The organism is Bacteroidetes bacterium endosymbiont of Geopemphigus sp., assembly GCF_002904345.1.
In the GTDB taxonomy this organism is placed as follows: Bacteria; Bacteroidota; Bacteroidia; order Flavobacteriales; family Blattabacteriaceae; genus GSPS2-BC2016.
In genome coordinates this window covers 700,157-720,474 of record NZ_PEIH01000005.1, presented here as the reverse complement: position 1 = coordinate 720,474, position 20,318 = coordinate 700,157, and the positions used below count along the sequence as shown (strand labels likewise).

Sequence of the window (20,318 nt, the reverse complement as noted above, 5' to 3'; positions counted from 1 at the left end):
GTCAGTAAAGACGTATAAGCGATTCATCAAGAAACTCGATAAGTGCCTGTTTTTTTTCTTTATTTCCCGTAACTTTTGAAAGACAATCCAGACTTTTTTGTCGATATCGAATTAGTTCTTTTTTTACCTCTTCTCCAATGTGCAATTTTTTAAAGATTTGCTCTACGGCATATATCTTATCTATATTGTCAGTTCTGATACTATACCAGTAGAACAATTCTTCTCTTTCTCTTTCTTTGGCCTTCGCAAGGGTTTTAAAATAAAGAATGGTTTTTTTATTTCCATAAATATCGCCTGCATGTTTTTTACCTATACGTTCGGTCTGTCCAAATACATCCAGCAGATCATCTTGTATTTGAAAGGCTATACCGATGTTTTTCCCTGTTTCATATAAATGGTTTGCATCTTCTTCACAAGCTTCAGCCAAAAGGGCACCTGTTTTTAGTGCTGATCCGATAAGTGCTGCCGTTTTATGCTGGATCATTTCAATATATTGCTGAAATATAGCTTCAGAATTTTCTTCTAGACTCATATCCATTTGCTGCCCTTCACAAACTTTTACGCCCGTATTCGAAAGCTCTCGGACTATTTTGTAAAATAGTTCTGGTTCAAGTCCTTCTAGTAGCTGATAAGCTTTGATCAGCAAAAGATCACCAGAGAGAATGGCTGTAGTTTCGTTCCATTTTTTATGCACGCTGAGGTTTCCTCTACGCAGCGGAGCTTTATCCATAATATCATCGTGAATGAGCGTGAAATTGTGGAAAAATTCAAGAGCCACAGCGGGTTTTAAAGCTTTATATATATCTCCTTCGAATATCTCCGTAGCCAACAAGCAAAGCGAGGGACGAACACGTTTTGCAGTCATTGATAAAACGTAATTAATAGGTTCATAGATATTTTCAGACATTTTATCAAAGAAATTTTTTTTAATATATTCTTCGATGAGCAGTTGATATTTTGACAGTGACTTCATAGAGATAATTTTTTTAAATATAAGTTTATATCTGTATTCTGTGATATACAAATCAAATAAGGTTTATAGGGTCTAAACCCTTATCAATCTTCCTTTAGCGTAGTTAATTTTTCTACCTTTACTCTGATAAAGTTAACTCCATGCGCCAAGCTTTTAATCTACTGTTTTCTACCCGTATAATGGCTGTTCTTCTTCTTGTTTTTGCAATTTCAATGGCAGTGGGTACCTTTTTCGAGCAGATTTATACTACAGCTACCGCCAAAGCTTTGATCTATGAAGCCAGTTGGTTTGAAACTCTTATGATACTTCTCATAGTATGCTTTATCGGAAATATTGGAAAATATCGTCTCTGGAAGAAAGAAAAATGGCCGTTGCTTATTTTTCACTTGGCTTTTGTATGGATTTTTATAGGGGGGGCCATTTCTCGGTATATCGGTTTTGAGGGAATGATGTCTATTCGCGAAGGAGCTACTTCTGAGCAAATCATTTCTGATAAAACTTTTATTAAACTCCAGGTATCTAAAGATAATCGCATTCGGGGTTATGAAATGCTTTATTTATTAGTGCCCTTGCACAGCGGATTTCAGGGGAAATTTCAGTTTGAAGAAGATATTCTTAGATTAAGAGTTATAGATTATGTTCCAGCCGCCCGTGAGATGTTTATCGAAAGTTCCAGTGGTAAACCCTTACTTAAAGTTGTGACTACAGCTAACCAGGGTCGTGTAGAAACTTATCTTGGCAAAGGTCATTCAAAGAACTTTGGCATGCTTTCTATCAGTTTTTCAGGATACTTGGGACCCAATACCTTACAAGTCTATGAGAAAAACGGAAAGTTATATCTTCTTTCCCCCTTTGAGGGTAGTTATACTATTATGGCCACAGGTGCCAGAGGGCATATACAAAAGGGAGTACCTTCTGAGCTGCATCTCAGAGCGCTTTATCAGGTGGGCTCTGTGCAATGGGTGATTCCAGATCCGGTGCGTTATGGTATTTTAAAGTATACTTCGGCGCCCAAATCCCAGCAGGAAAATTTTCCTGATGCTATTACTGCAGAAATTTCAAGCGGTGATCTGTCAAAGACCCTTACATTTTTCGGGAAAAAAGGCCAACTTGATATGAATGGGCAGATTCTTTTAGGCGATAAACAAATCTCTATCGGCTATGGATCTATTTTGATGCATACCCCTTTTGCAATTCGTTTAAACCGCTTTGAGCTCGAGCGCTACCCCGGTTCTTCCAGTCCTTCTTCTTTTGCAAGCGAGTTGACCCTTATTGACGGGGATCGCGAACAAAACATGCGGATTTTCATGAATAATGTGATAGATTATAAAGGTTATCGTTTTTTTCAATCGGGCTATGATCCAGACGCCAAGGGCACACATCTTTCTGTTAATCATGACTATTGGGGGACCCTCATTTCTTACATGGGTTATGCGCTATTGGCCTTAGGTATGTTTTTAAGTCTTTTTTGGCGAGGCACGCGTTTCTGGAAATTAAGGCGCACTTTACTTAAAACCTCCGGTGAAAAAATACTGTTTCTCATTCTTTTACTTCCATTTTTTACAAGTATCCAGGCTCAGCATCGTCCTTCTTCTGTTAAAATGATAGAGCTGGAAAAACTTATTGGCTCTTATCCGGAAGTGCCAAAAGCGCATTTGGACAAATTCAGTCGTTGGCTTGTTCAGGACCAGGGAGGGCGTATTAAGCCCGTACATACTATGGCCCTGGAATTGCTCCGAAAAATCTACAAGCGAGATCAAATAAGGGGCTGGAGCGCTGTGCAGTGGATGCTCGCAATTCATCAGGACCCTACCCTTTGGACACAGGCTCCCTTTATTAAAGTAGGCAATAAAGGTGGAAATAAATTATTAAAGATTACTAAGGCTGATAAGCATGATTGTACCTCACTGATAAATCTTTATTATTTTGAGCCGCGCACCGGGCAGGTAGATTTTATATTGCAAAGAGATTATAAGCAGGCTTTTTCAAAAAGTCCTGCCCAGCGTAATGAGTATGATAAAGCGCTTATAGATTTGAACGAGCGCATAGGTATTATATCGGGAATTTTGCAGGGGCAATATTTGCGTGTTTTCCCTATTCCGAAAGACCCTGACCATACCTGGACCGGCTGGATGCGAGCAGATATGAAAATCGACACTATCGCCTTAGAGATGTTAAATGAGTATTTCGTCGCGCTCACCGAGGCACAAAAGTCGGGTCTCTGGCAAGAAGCGGATCATTTGCTTAAAAAAATCAGCGATTATCAGCAGCGCTATGGCCGTGAAATCTTGCCTTCATCCTCCAGGGTTGAGGCTGAGGTATTTTACAATAACGCAAATATTTTTTATAGATCTATGCTAGCCTACGCTCTACTAGGGGCGCTTTTACTACTACTGGCCTTTGCTAGACTTTTTTTCTTTTCATCTATGATGCGATTATCAGCTCGCGTCCTTATTGTTCTTATATGCCTGACTTTTTTAATCCATGCTTTTGGCTTAGGGCTACGTTGGTATATTTCCGGACATGCTCCTTGGAGCAATGGCTATGAATCAGCGGTTTTTATCAGCTGGTGTATGATTCTATCAAGCTGGATTTTTTATCGTAAAGGCAATCTTTTTATCCCATCTATCGCAGCCCTTTCTGCTACTGCTTTATTGGGTGTAGCCCATGGCAATCTTATGAGTCCGGAAGTGACCCATTTGGTACCAGTGCTTAAATCTTACTGGTTGATGGTTCATGTGGCGATCATTACCTCAAGCTACGGTTTTTTTGCCGTAGGCGGATTTTTAGGCTTAACCGTATTAATATTATATGTTTTGCAACCTTTTACAAAACGTTCTATTTCTGAAAATATTATTAAAGAATTGACCCTGATCAATGAAATGACCCTTATGGTGGGCTTATTTCTATTAACTATCGGAACTTTTTTGGGAGGAGTTTGGGCCAATGAAAGTTGGGGGCGCTATTGGAGCTGGGATCCCAAAGAAACCTGGGCTTTTATAAGTGTAATGGTCTACACCTTTGTCTTACACATGCGACTGGTTCCCGGTTTGAGGGGGATTTTTGCTTTTAATTTTGCAAGTATTCTCTCGCTTGCTTCTATTGTCATGACTTATTTTGGGGTCAACTATTACTTATCAGGTTTGCACTCCTATGCCAAAGGAGACCCCATCCCTATTCCCTTCTGGATTTATTATGTAATTTTTTCCATTTTTCTTATCGCAGTTATGGCGCAATACCAGATTCGCAAGTCTTTAAGGAGCTATAAATAATTTTTGAGAATCACATCTTGAAATTCATCACTTTTCTATGTTTTGAGTTTCTAATTTTAATTTAGATTTAATAATAAAAAATCACATTTGTCCTCGTTAAATTCTTATTAATATCATAAATCGATGAAAGACAGTATATCAATTTTTATTCCTTTCGGGCTGTTTTATCTCGAGTGCACAGGGACTCAAAACATTCTATTATTGAAAGGTGTATGATCCCAAGGGACAAGTTTTGTCCAGAATCTGTTTGTTCTTGTTAAAACAAGGACAGGAAAACACATAGCAGCCGAGAAAACTTTTTTATAAGTTCCATCGGAACTTATCGCTATGAGAAGATCGAAAGTGGCTGTTACATGCTAAAATTGAGCATATGGGTTATACATCAATCAGCAAAATCGTGAACCGTGGCAGAATGACAAAAAAATCAACATAATCCTGAATACATAGATCAAATCGATGTTGTTTCAGGTTTTATAAATAATAATCTGACGTTTCCTGAGTTGGGGAAATCTATCTTTACTAAAAGCGATTATTAATGATACCTTTAAGATAAAGTAAAGAGGTATTGGATCCTCGGATGAGGTATCCATAAAACTGCCAAATTATACTATCATAAAAGTTTCTCTGGGGTATCAGTATAAGAAAACGATTGAGCTTTTACAGTCATGATCTCTATTGGACCAATATACTTACAGAAGCTTCTATATCAACCCTATCGATCCGAGAAACTATTCCTTAGCTTTGCAGTATCATTTTTAAGATTTCTAAATTTGACAAGAAGGGGACAAGTTTGGCTGCTCTTTTCTGATAGTTGGAAAAGAGTGGTTCTTGATAGCTGGTCCTCTGTTTTTTTTTTGAGCGTCATCTCTTGCATAATGAAGATATAGCCTGCGAAGCAGCTTAAAAATTTATCTTAAAAACTATAGCACTTATGATCTTCTCTACAGAAAAGCGTTTAACTTGAAAAAATATTTTCTATACTTCACGTCCTAATTCTTTGTTGATCTTATTTTTCAAATCGATTAATCTGCAAATCTCTTTCAGAGATAGATCTGCATCGTTTGCTTGTTTTAAGGCATCTTTCCGCTTTTCGATAAGTTTTGAGATATAGTGGGCTTTATAGCGTAAGAGCGCCTGTTGAAAATAATGGGTTAATTTTTTCTCCCTGGGTATTATATGAATTCCTTTCTTATCAAAACGCGCCAGCTGGTCAGGCTCCACTAATTTTGAAGAGATAAAACGCGCTAATGTCTCATCGTTTAGCTCAAGGAAATAATTGACTGTTCTATATTCATTTTTTGCAAGGCCTTCCTGAATTTCCCTAAAAATTTTTTGATAAAAGGGATTAGAAAATCCCATGTGATCTGCATCGAAATGCTCAATTACTTCCTGAATAATATTCCGCTCTTTTGAGAGGCCTTCAACAGCCGGAAGCGGATGCTCGCCGTGCAGCAGCATCAAACTGATAAGTTCTTCCTCAAGAATTTCAAGCGGATCTATCTCATCGGTACTTTCTAGGTTGATTTGAATTTTTGCACGGATACTTTCCTGTCGAAACTTTTTTTCTTCTTCCCTCAGGCTTTTTCGATCGATCTGGGCGAGCTCCTGAAAAAGCACTCGCTCGCTTATTTCCAACATTTTCGCTGTTTCTTTTATGTATACTTCACGGCGAATCAAATTAGACGTCTTCGAAATGCTCTCCACTACATCTCGAATCAGCGTAGCATGCTTTATGGGGTCATTTTTACCTTTTTTAAGGAGAAGCTGGGTTTTGAAATGTATAAAGTCTTGACTTTCTTCCTTAAGAAAAGCGATAAGATCCGAGGAGGTATGGCTGCGCGCGAAAGAATCGGGATCTTCTCCGTCAGGAAATAAAAGTACGCGTACGTTCATTTCCTGCTCTAAAATCAGATCTATTCCCCGAAGGGCTGCCTTAATACCTGCTGAGTCTCCATCATAGAGTAAAACTATATTGGTTGTGAGTCTTTTGATCAGACAGATTTGATCCACCGTAAGAGCCGTTCCGGAAGAAGCCACCACATTTTGCACGCCGGCTTGATAGAGAGAAATCATATCAGTATAACCTTCTACTAGATGGCAGTTACCTTCCTTTAAAATGGCTTGCTTGGCCTGATGAATGCCATAGAGAATCTGGCTTTTATGATAGATATTACTTTCAGGTGAGTTGAGGTATTTCGCCGCGTGGGCGTTTGACCTGAGAATTCTGCCGCCAAAGCCCAGGACTCTGCCTGAAAAACTATGAATAGGGAAGATAATGCGTCCGCGAAACCGATCAAATACCTCTTCACTCTTTATGATACTGAGCCCAGACTTTTCCAGATATTCCATTTGAAAACCTTCTTTAAGGGCTCTTTCGGTAAAACGTTTGCGATCTTCCGTGGCGTAACCGAGTTGAAATTTTTCGATCGTCTCCTCGCTAAAACCTCGCTCTTTTAAATAGCTCAACCCTATATTGCATTCTTCCTGGCTTTCTTTTAATTGCTCTCTGAAAAAGCGTTGTGCATATTCCTGAATGATGTAAAGGCTTTCTTTTTCATTGGCCGTTTGTTCTTCTCCGGCTGAGCGCATTTTTTCTTCCTTGAATTCAATATTGTACTTCCTGGCCAGGTAGCCGAGCGCCTCAAGATAGGTAAAATGCTCATGTTCCATGAGAAAGCTCACTACATTACCTCCTTTTCCCGAGCTAAAATCTTTCCAGATTTGTTTGGCCGGGGAGACTACAAAAGATGGGGTGCGCTCATTCGCGAAAGGGCTTAGGCCCTTATAAGCGCTGCCACTTTTTTTCAGCTGTACAAAATCTCCAATGACTTCTTCTACCAGAGCTCTGGAAAAGATTTGATCTATGGTATCTTGAGAAATCATATGCCGATCTTATATTGAGAGAGTTGAAAATTACAATCTTTTTATGGATTCTACATCTCTTCTTCTTTTTTCCGTATATTCCCTTTGATTCGTTGGCTCTCCTGAATTTGCTCATGAGCGTCCTGTGGGGAGGTTAATCCTTGATAGGATGATTGCCGTAGAGATTGCTCTCCTTATAAATTACTGAAGAGAATTTTCGGGCATTTAGCAAATCATCAAAAGACACCTGTGTAGGTCCATCGTCATTAAGAGCTTAATATATTATATTCTTCCTCTTATATCTTTTATGAGTTGATAAAGATCAGGAGCCATGGAAACGAGTCGCCAGAAGGCAATAGCATAATTCGCCCATGCGACGATCCATATACCGTATTCCCTTGATCTTGAACATGTTTATGTCACTGCTCTTAACATCGTGACGGTCTGTATACTCATCAGTGAGTATTCCTCCCCGATTGAGAATTTCCCAGCCTGCGTCTGTGGTGTCAATACGTTGGTTTTTTTAAGTAAATCAGCTTCGTTGACCCTGTTTTTAAACGTCTCATTTTCATATATTTACTTTATTTTTCCTTTTTTTTATATCTTCAATTAATCCCTGTAAAAAGAGATTTTCGGGGATTGATCAGCTTATCATTATCATAGTAATAGATTTGATTGACTTTTTCATTCAGGTCAACGATTTCCTATACCACTTTGGACCAAGCTATGTCTTTTTCCTCTACCTCAGGATAAGGCGTAGATTCATCTTCTTCTTCTTTCTCTTGAAGTGTTTTTCTAAATTCTTCCGGTGAGTTAGCCTTTAAAAGGCTTTGAGATCATATTTTTATATTTATGAGTATAACGGAAATCAGAAAAAGCTTTTTTGTATTCATGATACGTATGTCCAGGATTTACGGTAAAATCGCTTACGATAAGTTTTACCGAAAACTCAAAGCCGGGAATCTGCGCACCTATGCTCACTTTTTCCAGTGAGATTTCCGGAATTTACTGTTCGGCTTCTCCGTCTATCCTTCCTTGATTGGAAGGTAATTCTTAATTCGGAAATTCTTTTTGCGAAATAATCTTTCCCGTAGTGGTTTTTGCGCTTAATGTGAAATCCACAGTATTGTCTTTTCCGGGGCTATATACCAAGCGGACAATTCCTATTTTAGATAGTTTTCCTGTAGAGGCGCTCATCGAGAGGTTTGCCGAGGGCAAACCCTGGAATAGAGCTAGAATAGGTTATCTACTCCACGGGTAAACCACATTCATTTTATCCGCTGATATGACGCTCTCTGAGGTTTTTTCATAAATCTTATTTTCTACGTATCGTTTATCTTTATCTGCTATAACCTGATAATTATAGGAAATAGGTATCGTTTGTTCATTTTCCAAAACTTGTATCCCTAAGGAAGTGTCACGAATGGCCAGAGCTATTTTTTCTTGCGCTTTTTCTCCACGCATAAGCATTTTCGGCCCAAACACCATTGCTTCGAATTGATTCACAGCTATATCCTCCTCTAATTTTCCCCTGAGCATTGAAAGGAAAGTCCGAAATTCTTCATTTCGGATATCCATTTGGATTTTTGAAAAATTGGTAAGCGAGGCAATGAAAGGTTATCTGAAAAATCTGTTTTCCAGCTAGGAGTCTTTTTTATCAGTCTCATTTGAGTTAGAGTAAAATGAGGAGACATGCGCGCGAAAATTCTCTATTTCGTTTTTAAATCTTTGTACTCGTGCATTGGGCTTACCTGCATCAAAAAAATTATCCACATAATGACTGGATTCCATTCGCCGATAATCAAAACTCTGCACTTTTTCATCAAGGCTGGCGCTTTCTTTTAAAGTATCTTTTAAGGATTCAATCTACTGGTAAAAACCTTCAGATAGTTTTTTTATATCGAATGCTTTTTTGTATATCTTAATGTATTTTTTAAGATTTTTTGCAGACTTTTTCTTAATATTTTCATAAAACAACTCGTTGTCCTCGCCCATTTTTCAGCTATCCTCTTCAAGCTTTGATTGGTGTAATCAAAAGATCTCAACACCTCACGGTCTATATTCATCATCATCATAGCGATGAATATCAGATACATCAAGTTGATCATTTTTGACGAGGTGAGATTTTATGTTGAGACATTTTTAGCGCTTAAGATAGATTTTGAGTTCGACTTATAGTGGCGAGCATGCTTTCATAGATCTTATTCATGGTCGATAATTTATTGCTAAGAGCTTTCAGTGTATTAAAAATCTGGTCTCTCTAAGGCTTTGTTTCCATGCTTTAAGCATGTCCTGTACAGCCTTCGGAGGAAGGCGTGTCTTTTTCATTTATCCAGAGCAGTTAGATCGGTGCTATTCTGAGCAATTCTATACTTTCATGTAATTGCTTGAAAGATTCACTTGAGAGAACGTTTTCATATGAGAGTTCAGGGTAGACACGCTCCCAGGCGTACTTTCCGGCAAAGGGGGTCGAAAATCACCTCAACGATCATCTTAGAATAGCATAATCACCCCAGGAAGCATGTGATAGCTTTCCTACTACTCCTAAAATGACGATAAAAACTCCAATTCTATAAACGACATTGAATATCTTGTCCTATTTGTTAGCTTTTAATGCCATGATTGTTTATTTTATTTTTTTCCTGCTTTACTCTGTAATAGCGTTTTCAGGTATGGGCTGTATGGTTTAAAATCCTATGTAAATACGCTATGAATCAGCGTATTACAAATCACGTACGCCTACTTGTAGATAATATCTGATATCCTTCCAGGAGCCTCCTTTTATAACTTTTTTTTTGATTTTTATCTCTATATAAATGTAAGGGTTTAAAGTAGCGGTGCTCTTATAAGCATCATTATTAAAATAGGAAAGCGTCCATATCATACAAACCGTAACCGTTAGGCGAGAAAGATCTCACTTTGGTTGGTATACATATGGTCTTTTTTTCCTTCCAGATTAATTCCCTCGTCGCGAGGCTTGAAGTTAGCCAGAAAACATCCCCTATCATCTGTTAAATAGGTTTCTCCCTATGGATAAGTGCCATTGCTAAGGCCCCATCCAGGCGGTGTATTCCTAGGCCCAAGGTGTGTAGTATCGGGATGTACTTCAATTTCCTCACGAATGATATGCTCTTTCAAGTGGTTTTCCGCTCTTAAGTGCGGATTCGGTGTCTATCCATTTGTAGGCGTATTTAAGTTTTTTTTTCGGATCGATGGATTTTTCTCCGTCTATTCTCTGATCAGGTGGATAGTAAAAAGATTCTATCACTTCGGTATAACTCACATTAGGATATTTTTTCAGATCCCATTCCAGCGGTACGTCCCAGTTGATTTTAGGGTCTTTCTTCTCTGTGAAATCACCCTCTCTCTCGGTACTGTTTTAACGAATATACTCTTCATAAAGACTAAGATCTTATTCCTCTTCTTTTTGAGATAGATGTATTGTCCTATGCCTTCATCTTGTTCATATCCAGCTAATTCTTCAGCCATTTTAGCAAGGAGTTCTCTGGTTAAAGAATCTCGAACCTCATAGACAAATTTTCTGTATTCGGCATTTGTAATTTCCTTATCATCCATGAAAAAACTTGACAAGGTCACGGTTCTTGAAGGAGCTGCCAGGCGATTGTTTCCACTCATATCGTAAGTCGGATTGTCCTATAATAAATGTGCCTCCAGGAATTTTAACTATTCCATAGAGGCGCTCGATATTCCAGGGTTTGATTCGTTCCGTAACGATAAGTTGGCCACGGTTTTTATTCTTTCGTTTCAGAAAATTGCAAGAAAGCATTAAAGTGAAAAGCACGATCTAGGAGAATATTTTTTTCATTTCACTTGTTTACAGAAAGCACCTAATTAAAACTAGACACTAGACATTTTTTATTCTCCAGAAAACATTTATATTTTATTTTTTTATTCTATTCTATTTTAAATTATATCTTTTATAACTATTCCACCAGCGATCTAAAATTTCACCATTGAGCGCCTTGAGGTAATCATTTTTCGAGCAGGCTACATAGTGCTTTTTTGACCGTTTATCCAGACAGGGCAATTCCATCCACCAGCGATCGGTACTTATGCTTTCGAGGAAAACTAGTGGCTCATCTTCGTGAGCTATTAGATAGCGTTTATAATCTTTTTCATTATCAAAAGCTTTATCTGGGCACCTTGCGAAATAACCTTCTATAAAGTGCCATATCATCTGCGCGATAAGTTTTGCGCTTTGGCCGTAGATATCTCGTGACGATTGATAGCCAAAAATTCCAATAGATTTTATGCGATTGCTTAGCCCGGCATATCTTGCCAAGATACATGCTTCTCTTGCGTTGAGACCATTAGGGGATCCGAAAAATTGTCCAGGAGCGTCTGCAAGGCGGATGGAGCTTATGTCAAAGCTTGCCATATCGGAGGAACGAAACACCGGCTCAGCCTCGCTAATATCTTCAATCAATGAACCCAGTCGGTGACATTCAAAATATAATTTTGAAATCATCAGATCTGCCTCTTGCGGTGCTATTAAATAGCTCTGGTAAGCTAGATGGTAATAATTGAAAAGTTTTTGCGGCTCCTGAACTATCATATGATTCAAGTGAGTTTGTGAGGTCAAAAAAGGACTTTGATCTATACCTAAATCAAAGCGACTATCTACACGCACCACTTCCATAACCTGATGAATTTCATCATGAGATCTGTATTGAGCATAGGTCAGTAAATCATTTCCTCCAATAATTATAGGCAAGATATTTTTTTTTAGCAAGGCCCCGCTTACTTGCCGCAAAGCGTATATACTATCTCCTAAAGAGGCACCCTGAAGGATGTTACCTATATCCAATAGTTTTTCTTTCCATTGACCGGTATATAAAGTATAAAGAGCCTCTCTGATATTATTTATATCGGTAGATATGGCAATTTCCTGCTCAGAATTTCTATTTTCATTCACGGTAACCAAAGCCAATTTTTCGTTATGAACTCTCCAGTCTCCACTAAAAGCTTTAAATGAATGGCACAATGAAAAAGGATGTAAACTTTCTTTCCTAGCCTGTAAAACCTGACTTTTTGAATCTAAGAAATCTTGAATCACTCCTTAAATTTTTTTCTTTTTTCCTTGGGTTTCGGTTGTGAAATAATCTTTTTACATACTTCAACATTAAGCTTTTCAAGTTGCAGATTTTTTGGGATTTTATAATTAGCCTTCCTCTGTCGGATATAGGGACCAAAACGTCCATTGATCACCTCTATAGGTGGATCAACTTCTTCAAAACATCGAATAAGATTTTTAGCGCTTTCTTCTCGATTTCGCTCAATAAGCTCTATGGCTTGCTCTAAGGTAATTTTATAAGGGGAGTAGCCGCTTTCTTCTTTAATTGAGATGAATTTTCCATCATGCTTAATGTAGGGACCAAAGCGTCCAATACTTACGTTGATTTCATTTTCTTCAAAAGTTCCTAACTTCCTTGGAAGTTCAAATAATTGTAAGGCCTCTTCTAAAGAAATACTGTCTATATGTTGATCTTTTAATAAAGATGCGAACCTGGGCTTTTCTTCGTTCTCTACCTCACCCATTTGGATCATCGGGCCAAAACGGCCGATTCTGGCAAAAACTCTTTTGCCAGATTTAGAGTCGGTACCAAGCAATCGTTCTCCATGACTTTTTGCACTGCTTTTAGTAGCGTCCTCTACTTTTGGGTGAAAATCGCTATAAAATCTTTTAATCAATGTATTCCAAACTTCTTTGCCTTTAGCGATTTCATCGAAGCTCTCTTCTACCTTGGCGGTGAATCCGTAATCGAGAATATGTTGAAAGTTTCCTACCAGGAAATCGTTTACCACTATTCCCACATCAGTGGGAATGAGCTTTTTCTTATCTGCACCTATGATTTCTTTTTCTTGCTTTTTTAAAATGTCTCCTTGGGTAAGTGTCATGATTTCATAAGAGCGTTCGCTGCCTTCAAGATCCATAAGCTCCACATAATTTCGCCTTTGAATGGTTGAGATGGTAGGTACATAAGTGGAAGGACGTCCTATACCAAGTTCTTCTAAAGTTTTTACTAATGAGGCTTCGCTATAACGTGGAGGATGTTTAGTAAAGCGCTGCATAGAAGTGATTTTTTCGTTTTTTAACAATTCTCCTTCTTTGATTTTTGGTAATTGATCTTTAAATTCTCCTTTATTAATAATCTCACTATTTTCTTTGTATAGTTTTAAAAAACCATCAAAGGTGATCACTTGTCCTTTTGCAATAAAATCGCTTTGATCAGGCGTACGAATGTATAAGATTGTTCTTTCCAAAATCGCTTCAGACATCTGCCCGGCAAGGGTGCGCTTCCATATTAGCTCGTAAAGGCGCTGTTGTGCTATCTCCTGGCCTACCTGGAGTTTGTTTATATCTGTAGGACGGATGGCTTCGTGCGCTTCTTGTGCAGATTTATTTTTGGTAGTATATCTCCTGGGACAGGCATATTTTTCCCCGAATTGTGTAATGATATGATCTTTAACTGCAGTAATGGCATCTTCTGAGAGATTTAGACTATCGGTACGCATATAGGTGATATACCCTTCTTCATATAATTGTTGTGCCAGACGCATGGTACGTGCTACGGAATAACCTAATTTCTTTGAGGTCTCTTGTTGAAGACTTGAGGTAGTAAAAGGCGCAGAAGGACTCTTTTTCCCAGGCTTTATTACAATTTTGTAAGCACTGAATTGTGTATGCATACATTTTTTTAGAAACGCTTCTGCTTGCTCTTTGTTTTCAAAGGTGTTTTCCAATTGCGCTTTAAATTCCTCTCCTTTTTCTGAGAGAAACAGAGCGGCTACTTTGTAGAATTCTGCCGCTTTAAAAGCTCGTATATCTTTTTCACGTTCCACGATCAAGCGCACTGCCACGGATTGGACACGCCCGGCTGAAAGACCGGTTTTGATCTTTTTCCATAGCACTGGAGAGAGTTCAAAACCCACCAAACGATCAAGTACTCTGCGCGCTTGTTGCGCATCTACTAAATCTTGATTGATGGCGCGCGGCTTTTCTATCGCTTGCATAATGGCCTTTTTCGTAATCTCATGAAAAACAATGCGACGAAGCTTATTTTCAGGTATTTTTAGCTCTTTGTAAAGATGCCAGGCGATAGCCTCTCCTTCACGATCCTCATCAGAAGCTAGCCATATGGTATCAGATTTACTAGCCATAGATTGAAGTTTCTTTACAGTGCTCTTTTTATCAGGCGGCACCACATAAACGGGCTCAAAATTATTTTGAATATCTACGCCCATTCCTTTTTCAGGCAAGTCGGCAATATGCCCAAAGCTTGATGCTACCTCAAAGTCTTTACCCAAATAACCCTGTATAGTTTTGGCCTTGGCCGGAGATTCGACGATAACCAGATTTTTTGCCATTTCGATTTAAATATATTTACAAAAATATAATTTAAAAATCGGCACTCTGCTGCTCTATATAAATCAACTGTATGATCAAAGCCTTGAAAATTATGTATTATTCTAAAAAAATATCTCTCTGAGATTTTTAATCTTTATCGTAATTGGCTTTGTTAAGATTATCCCGATATTTTAAATTCGACGCTCTATCACATAATTTACCATCAAACTCAAGGCTTCTTTTGAAGAATTTTCTGGATAATTCTTAAGTATTTCTAAAGCTTCTTTACGTAATTGACTCATCCGCTCTATAGCATAGTCGAGTCCACCCTCTTTGCGAACAAACGATATGATCTCTTGTATACGTTTTTTATCTTCATTATGATTTTTTATAGAATTTATAAGCCATTTTCGGGTTTTCGAGTCGCTTTTTTCTATAACATGAATCAATGGTAGGGTCATTTTACGTTCTTTGATATCAAGGCCAGAAGGTTTCCCGATGAGAGGGTTTTGTTCATAGTCAAATAGGTCATCCTTAATCTGAAATGCTAATCCAGCAAGCTCTCCAAAGCGTCGCATTTGAATGCAGGTTTCTTTATCAGCTTCTACCGAGCTTGCACCTCCCTCACAACAAGCACTGATTAGGCTGGCGGTTTTATCTAGTATAATTTCTTCATAAATTTTTTCATTGATGTCTAGTCTTCTGGATTTTTCTATTTGAAGCAGCTCACCTTCGCTCATTTGTTTTATGGTTCTTGAGATGATCTCTAATAAGTCTGAATGATTTTTTTCTGTGGCAATCATAAGACTTCGAGAAAGTAGATAATCACCTACCAATACGGCAATCTTGTTTTTCCAGAGAGCATTAATTGAAAAAAAACTGCGTCGCATATGACTGTCATCTACTACATCATCATGTACCAGGGTAGCGGTGTGAATTAACTCTATAAGTGTGGCTGCATGATGCGTCTTTTCTACAGGTCTTCCTAGCATTTTGGCTGTAAGAAACACCAACATAGGACGCATTTGTTTGCCTTTTCTATGAATAATATAATGAGTTATTCGGTCTAAAAGTGCTACTTTACTCTGTATAGCTTGATAAAATTTTTTCTCGAAGGAATGCATTTCTTCGGCAATAGGCGCACGAATTTTTTTGATGATTTTACTCATTGATGTTTATCTATCTTGGTGTTTTGATCTGGTAGGGTAGCTGTTTTACTCAAGACTTTTTTACTCAAGAAAATAAAAATAGATTTTTTAGCAGAGACGTCCGTTTTAGTTTGCCTACGCAGCTGTAAGTGTATCCATTTTATAAATCGCCAGATCTTTTCGATAGCTAAGATTATTTCCTTTATCGGAAATATAAAGAGATCTTACTTCACAGGCAATGTTTTCCAAGTCTTTACTTTTAGCATTGATCAAATGAACGGATTGAGTAATATTCCCTGATGGTTTGTCCAGTTTATATATTTCTGCGTTTCCGTCACTGTCATTAAAAGGGTTACAGAGCATCTCGGATATATTTCGGACTTGAGCTTTTCTTTAGCTTATTTGGAAGTACAGCTACCAGATTCATTTTTTAAGGATTTCGTGAAATTTCTTGACTTCTAAGCGATACAGACCTACCAGAGCAAAACTTATTAAGCAGAAAAATCTTCATGAAATAAACACTTCGTTAGATCCTGATGGTATCAGGCTATTCTTATTAGCGAGCTGTCCACACGCCGCATCAATGTCTTTGCCCCTGCTATGACGTATCTTTCCTACAATGCCATTTTTTTCAAGGGTATGTAAATATTCCTGTAGCTTTTTCTCATTGACTTGTCTAAATTGTGATTTTCCAATAGGGTTGTACTCTATGAGATTTACTTTAGAGGGAACTGCCTTGCAGAATTTCACCAGCGCTCTAATATCTTCTTGCTGATCATTAATGCCTTCCCATATGATATATTCAATAGTAATGCGATCTTTTGTTTTTGAATACCAATACTTTAAGGAATCGAGTAATTCTGTAAGTGGAAAGTTTTTGCTAAAAGGCATAATACTATTTCTTATTTCTTCCCGGACTGCGTGTAAAGAAAGGGCTAGTTTAAAACGTGGCTCGTCATCAGCTAACCTTCGAATCATCTTGGGGATACCTGAGGTGGATAAAGTAATGCGTCGCGCGCTGATTTGTAGGTTTCTAGAAGTAATAATTCTCTCGATGGCTTTCATTACATTTTTATAATTCAACAAAGGCTCACCCATTCCCATAAATACGATATTATTTAAAGATTTTTTAAAATTCTTTCTACTTTGACTATCAAGAATTTGGACCTGATCATATATTTCGCCCACTTCCAGATTCCGCATGCGAGGTAATTGTGATGTAGCGCAGAAAGCACAATCTAAGCTGCAACCTACTTGTGAAGATATGCAGCCGGTAGAACGCTTGAGCGAAGGAATTAAGACCGATTCTATATTTTTTCCGTCGTATAGTTTAAGTCCATTCTTTAATGTTCCGTCCGAGCTATATTGAACTTCTTTTAATTCAACAGATCTTATGTAAAATCGCTCTTTAAGTTTTGCCTGCAAATCTTTTGGAAGATTGCTCATTTGATGAAATTCTTTAACACCTTGATGCCAAATCCAATAGTAGATTTGCCTGGCTCGAAAAGTTTTTTCCTCGAGCTCTTTGAGCGTCGTTTGGATTTTCTCGAGTGATAAGTTTCGAAGGTCTTTTTTTAAACGATCAGACATTTAAAAAAATCATCTATAGTATAAGCATGGCATCTCCATAGGAATAAAACTGATACTTTTCTTTTATGGCTGTTTCATAGGCTTTCATCGTTAAATCATAACCTGTAAAGGCTGAAATCATAATTAGTAAAGTGGATTTGGGCATATGAAAATTAGTGATCATACAATTGGCGATGCGAAATTCATAAGGCGGAAAAATAAATTTATTTGTCCAACCATCAAATGTATTCAGACGATTGCCCACTGATACCGAGGTTTCTATGGCACGCATAGCAGTAGTTCCTACTGCGCAAACTCGTTTTTTTCGTTCAATACCTACATTGATGATCTCACAAGCTTTGGATTGGATATGGCATTCCTCAGAATCCATTTTATGTTTGGAAAGATCTTCAACCTCAACCGTGGCAAAAGTCCCTAGTCCTATATGTAAAGTAATCTCAGCAAGCGAAACTCCTTTAATTTCCAGTCTTTTTAATAAATGTTTGGAGAAATGCAGACCAGCTGTAGGGGCTGCTACTGCACCTTCTTCTTTAGCGTAAATAGTTTGATAGCGTTCAGCGTCATTTTTGTCCACAGATCTTTTAATATATTTTGGAAGCGGAGTTTGTCCCAGAGTTCTGAGTTGTGCCTGAAATTCTTCATACGAACTATCTGAAAGAAAGCGCAGTGTTCTTCCTCTTGAGGTGGTATTATCTATGACTTCCGCTACTAGAGCATTGTCATCTTCGGTATTCTCGCCAAAATAAATTTTATTACCAATCCGTATTTTTCTGGCCGGATCTACAAGTACATCCAGTACTTTGTTTTCATGATCCAATTCTCTTAAGAGAAAAACTTCGATTCTTGCTCCCGTTTTTTCTTTATTTCCATACAATCTTGCCGGAAACACCTTAGTGTTGTTGAGAATCATAACATCTCTCTCGTCAAAATAATTGATAAGGTCCTTAAATAATTTATGTTCGATTTCTCCTGTTTTTCTGTGAACCACCATCAACCGTGCCTCATCCCTTTCTTGGGAAGGTCGTTCTGCAAGGAGTTTTTCCGGTAACTCAAAATCAAAATCCGAAGTTTTCATCTAGTTGTATATGAATTATTTCCTTGGCAAATATACAACCCTACGGCGCGAGAATAAAAAAGTTTGATTTTGAAAACTTCAGCTCAGGTATATGAAAATATTAAAACACTTTTTGTGAAAATATTTTGTAGATTTTTTTGCAATCAGAAATATTATTGTATGTTTGCAACCGAAAAGCCTAATAAGGTAATAAGAAGTTCTATTAAATAGTTTTTCGATTTGTATTATACAAATATTTCGAATATAAAACTTTAAAAATTATTTTGTCGAAAATAAAATTGTTTTACATTTGCATTCCCTGTTAAAAGGAATAGTTTTGATCTCAGGACGTTCATTTAAAAAGATAAAATAAGAGTAAAAGCCTTGTGTTTTCCCTAGAGAAAGATTAACACTTCAAATATAGCAACAACGAAGAGTTTGATCCTAGCTCAGGATGAACGCTAGCGGCGGGCCTAACACATGCAAGTCGAGGGGCAGCGCAAAGTAAGCTTGCTTATTTGGCGGCGACCGGCGAACGGGTGCGTAACACGTACGCAATCTACCTTTTGCTGGGGCATAGCTCGAAGAAATTCGAATTAATACCCCATAGTATAAGGTATTCACATGAATATTTTATTAAAGTTTTTTTACGGCAAAAGATGAGCGTGCGCCCGATTAGTTAGTTGGTAAGGTAACGGCTTACCAAGACCACGATCGGTAGGGGGCCTGAGAGGGTGATCCCCCACACTGGTACTGAGACACGGACCAGACTCCTGCGGGAGGCAGCAGTGAGGAATATTGGTCAATGGAGGAAACTCTGAACCAGCCACGCCGCGTGCAGGACGACGGCCTTATGGGTTGTAAACTGCTTTTGTATGAAAATAAAAATTCTTACGTGTAAGAAATTGAAGGTATCATATGAATAAGTGTCGGCTAACTCCGTGCCAGCAGCCGCGGTAATACGGAGGACACGAGCGTTATCCGGATTTATTGGGTTTAAAGAGTGCGTAGGCGGTTTGTTAAGTCAGTAGTGAAATCTTGCAGCTCAACTGTAAAATGGCTATTGATACTAGCAAGCTTGAGTAAGATTGGAGCAGCTGGAATGTGTGGTGTAGCGGTGAAATGCATAGATATCACACAGAACACCGATCGCGAAGGCAAGTTGCTAAATCTTTACTGACGCTGAGGCACGAAAGCGTGGGGAGCAAACAGGATTAGATACCCTGGTAGTCCACGCCGTAAACGATGATCACTAGCTGTTGGATATTTATTTATTCAGCGGCCAAGCGAAAGTGATAAGTGATCCACCTGGGGAGTACGATCGCAAGATTGAAACTCAAAGGAATTGACGGGGGTCCGCACAAGCGGTGGAGCACGTGGTTTAATTCGATGATACGCGAGGAACCTTACCAAGGCTTAAATGTGCCACGAATAAGTTGGAAACAGCTTAGTCTTCGGACGGGGTGCAAGGTGCTGCATGGTTGTCGTCAGCTCGTGCCGTGAGGTGTTGGGTTAAGTCCCGCAACGAGCGCAACCCCTATTGTTAGTTGCCAGCGGGTTATGCCGGGGACTCTGACAAAACTGCCGACGTAAGTCGAGAGGAAGGTGGGGATGACGTCAAATCATCACGGCCCTTACGTCTTGGGCCACACACGTGCTACAATGGCCGGTACAGAGGGCTGCCACTGGGTGACCAGGAGCCAATCTCTAAAACCGGTCTCAGTTCGGATTGGAGTCTGCAACTCGACTCTATGAAGCTGGAATCGCTAGTAATCGCGCATCAGCCATGGCGCGGTGAATACGTTCCCGGGCCTTGTACACACCGCCCGTCAAGCCATGGAAGTCGGAAGTGCCTGAAGTCAGTGACCGTTACAGGAGCTGCCTAGGGTAAAATCGATAACTAGGGCTAAGTCGTAACAAGGTAGCCGTACCGGAAGGTGTGGCTGGAACATCTCCTTTTTCAGAGAAGTTTTTTTCTCGAGGGAATACGCAAAGCTTTTATTTTTTTATAATATATTTCCCAAACAAAACGAAGCCGTTCGACTTCTTT

The 20,318-nt window shown here is 38.7% G+C and carries 15 protein-coding genes and 1 rRNA gene; 2 read left to right on the top strand and 14 right to left on the bottom strand.

The genetic code is table 11. The features are described 5' to 3' along the window. Position 1: 1 nt before the first annotated feature. Positions 2–973, bottom strand: coding sequence for a polyprenyl synthetase family protein (locus CS842_RS04760; protein ID WP_103327714.1), 972 nt, complete (start codon positions 971–973; stop codon positions 2–4). A 212-nt stretch (positions 974–1,185) separates the two neighbouring features. On the opposite strand from CS842_RS04760, the gene CS842_RS04755 reads away from it, so the two are divergent. After that, on the top strand, positions 1,186–4,245 hold the full coding sequence (locus CS842_RS04755; protein ID WP_241518454.1) for a cytochrome c biogenesis protein CcsA: 3,060 nt from the start codon (positions 1,186–1,188) through the stop codon (positions 4,243–4,245). Positions 4,246–5,220: 975 nt separating this feature from the next. On the opposite strand, the gene dnaG is transcribed toward CS842_RS04755, so the two are convergent. The 13 genes from dnaG to queA form a co-directional block, all read right to left on the bottom strand. Next, positions 5,221–7,128 carry a DNA primase gene (gene dnaG / locus CS842_RS04750; RefSeq protein WP_103327712.1) on the bottom strand — a complete coding sequence of 636 codons (1,908 nt, stop codon included), beginning with the start codon at positions 7,126–7,128 and terminating at the stop codon, positions 5,221–5,223. 133 nt (positions 7,129–7,261) lie between these two features. Continuing rightward, entirely contained in the window at positions 7,262–7,354 is a 93-nt protein-coding gene (locus CS842_RS07980) for a hypothetical protein (protein WP_410468500.1), read from the bottom strand. Between the two features lie 806 nt (positions 7,355–8,160). Further along, a complete protein-coding gene (locus tag CS842_RS06915) occupies positions 8,161–8,325 on the bottom strand; it encodes a hypothetical protein (protein ID WP_195909883.1) in 165 nt (54 codons plus the stop codon). 24 nt (positions 8,326–8,349) lie between these two features. Further along, positions 8,350–8,685, bottom strand: coding sequence for a hypothetical protein (locus CS842_RS04745; RefSeq protein WP_103327711.1), 336 nt, complete (start codon positions 8,683–8,685; stop codon positions 8,350–8,352). A gap of 1,537 nt (positions 8,686–10,222) precedes the next feature. After that, positions 10,223–10,390, bottom strand: a complete 168-nt coding sequence (locus tag CS842_RS06910) for a hypothetical protein (protein WP_195909882.1) — start codon at positions 10,388–10,390, stop codon at positions 10,223–10,225. Between the two features lie 14 nt (positions 10,391–10,404). Next, positions 10,405–10,683 carry a hypothetical protein gene (locus CS842_RS04740; RefSeq protein WP_103327710.1) on the bottom strand — a complete coding sequence of 93 codons (279 nt, stop codon included), beginning with the start codon at positions 10,681–10,683 and terminating at the stop codon, positions 10,405–10,407. Further along, positions 10,676–10,909, bottom strand: a complete 234-nt coding sequence (locus CS842_RS04735; RefSeq protein ID WP_146037456.1) for a hypothetical protein — start codon at positions 10,907–10,909, stop codon at positions 10,676–10,678. The genes CS842_RS04740 and CS842_RS04735 overlap by 8 nt, the downstream gene beginning before the upstream one ends. Before the next feature lie 117 nt (positions 10,910–11,026). Continuing rightward, positions 11,027–12,184 carry a formimidoylglutamase gene (locus tag CS842_RS04730; RefSeq protein ID WP_103327708.1) on the bottom strand — a complete coding sequence of 386 codons (1,158 nt, stop codon included), beginning with the start codon at positions 12,182–12,184 and terminating at the stop codon, positions 11,027–11,029. Then, on the bottom strand, positions 12,181–14,496 hold the full coding sequence (topA, locus tag CS842_RS04725) for a type I DNA topoisomerase (protein WP_103327707.1): 2,316 nt from the start codon (positions 14,494–14,496) through the stop codon (positions 12,181–12,183). Before topA ends, CS842_RS04730 begins: the two co-directional genes overlap by 4 nt. A 171-nt stretch (positions 14,497–14,667) precedes the next feature. Further along, entirely contained in the window at positions 14,668–15,645 is a 978-nt protein-coding gene (locus CS842_RS04720) for a polyprenyl synthetase family protein (protein ID WP_103327706.1), read from the bottom strand. 114 nt (positions 15,646–15,759) lie between these two features. Further along, positions 15,760–15,987: a hypothetical protein gene (locus CS842_RS04715; protein ID WP_103327705.1), complete on the bottom strand. Its 228-nt coding sequence runs from the start codon at positions 15,985–15,987 to the stop codon at positions 15,760–15,762. Positions 15,988–16,131: 144 nt separating this feature from the next. Continuing rightward, positions 16,132–17,214 (bottom strand): dual-specificity RNA methyltransferase RlmN, encoded by a 1,083-nt coding sequence (rlmN, locus tag CS842_RS04710; RefSeq protein ID WP_103327704.1) that lies wholly within the window; start codon positions 17,212–17,214, stop codon positions 16,132–16,134. 13 nt (positions 17,215–17,227) lie between these two features. Next, positions 17,228–18,289 (bottom strand): tRNA preQ1(34) S-adenosylmethionine ribosyltransferase-isomerase QueA, encoded by a 1,062-nt coding sequence (gene queA / locus CS842_RS04705; protein ID WP_103327703.1) that lies wholly within the window; start codon positions 18,287–18,289, stop codon positions 17,228–17,230. A gap of 405 nt (positions 18,290–18,694) precedes the next feature. Between queA and CS842_RS04700 the strand changes: the two genes are divergently transcribed. Beyond that, a 16S ribosomal RNA gene (locus CS842_RS04700) occupies positions 18,695–20,227 on the top strand. Positions 20,228–20,318 lie beyond the last annotated feature (91 nt).

Excerpts from the sequence above, each read along its gene's own strand:
- queA (WP_103327703.1), bottom strand. The coding sequence starts at position 18,289 with ATGAAAACTTCGGATTTTGATTTTGAGTTACCGGAAAAACTCCTTGCA.
- CS842_RS04715 (WP_103327705.1), bottom strand. The coding sequence starts at position 15,987 with ATGCTCTGTAACCCTTTTAATGACAGTGACGGAAACGCAGAAATATAT.
- dnaG (WP_103327712.1), bottom strand. The coding sequence starts at position 7,128 with ATGATTTCTCAAGATACCATAGATCAAATCTTTTCCAGAGCTCTGGTA.
- topA (WP_103327707.1), bottom strand. The coding sequence starts at position 14,496 with ATGGCAAAAAATCTGGTTATCGTCGAATCTCCGGCCAAGGCCAAAACT.
- CS842_RS04720 (WP_103327706.1), bottom strand. The coding sequence starts at position 15,645 with ATGAGTAAAATCATCAAAAAAATTCGTGCGCCTATTGCCGAAGAAATG.
- CS842_RS04755 (WP_241518454.1), top strand. The coding sequence starts at position 1,186 with ATGGCAGTGGGTACCTTTTTCGAGCAGATTTATACTACAGCTACCGCC.
- CS842_RS04760 (WP_103327714.1), bottom strand. The coding sequence starts at position 973 with ATGAAGTCACTGTCAAAATATCAACTGCTCATCGAAGAATATATTAAA.
- CS842_RS04740 (WP_103327710.1), bottom strand. The coding sequence starts at position 10,683 with ATGGATGATAAGGAAATTACAAATGCCGAATACAGAAAATTTGTCTAT.
- CS842_RS04745 (WP_103327711.1), bottom strand. The coding sequence starts at position 8,685 with ATGGATATCCGAAATGAAGAATTTCGGACTTTCCTTTCAATGCTCAGG.
- rlmN (WP_103327704.1), bottom strand. The coding sequence starts at position 17,214 with ATGTCTGATCGTTTAAAAAAAGACCTTCGAAACTTATCACTCGAGAAA.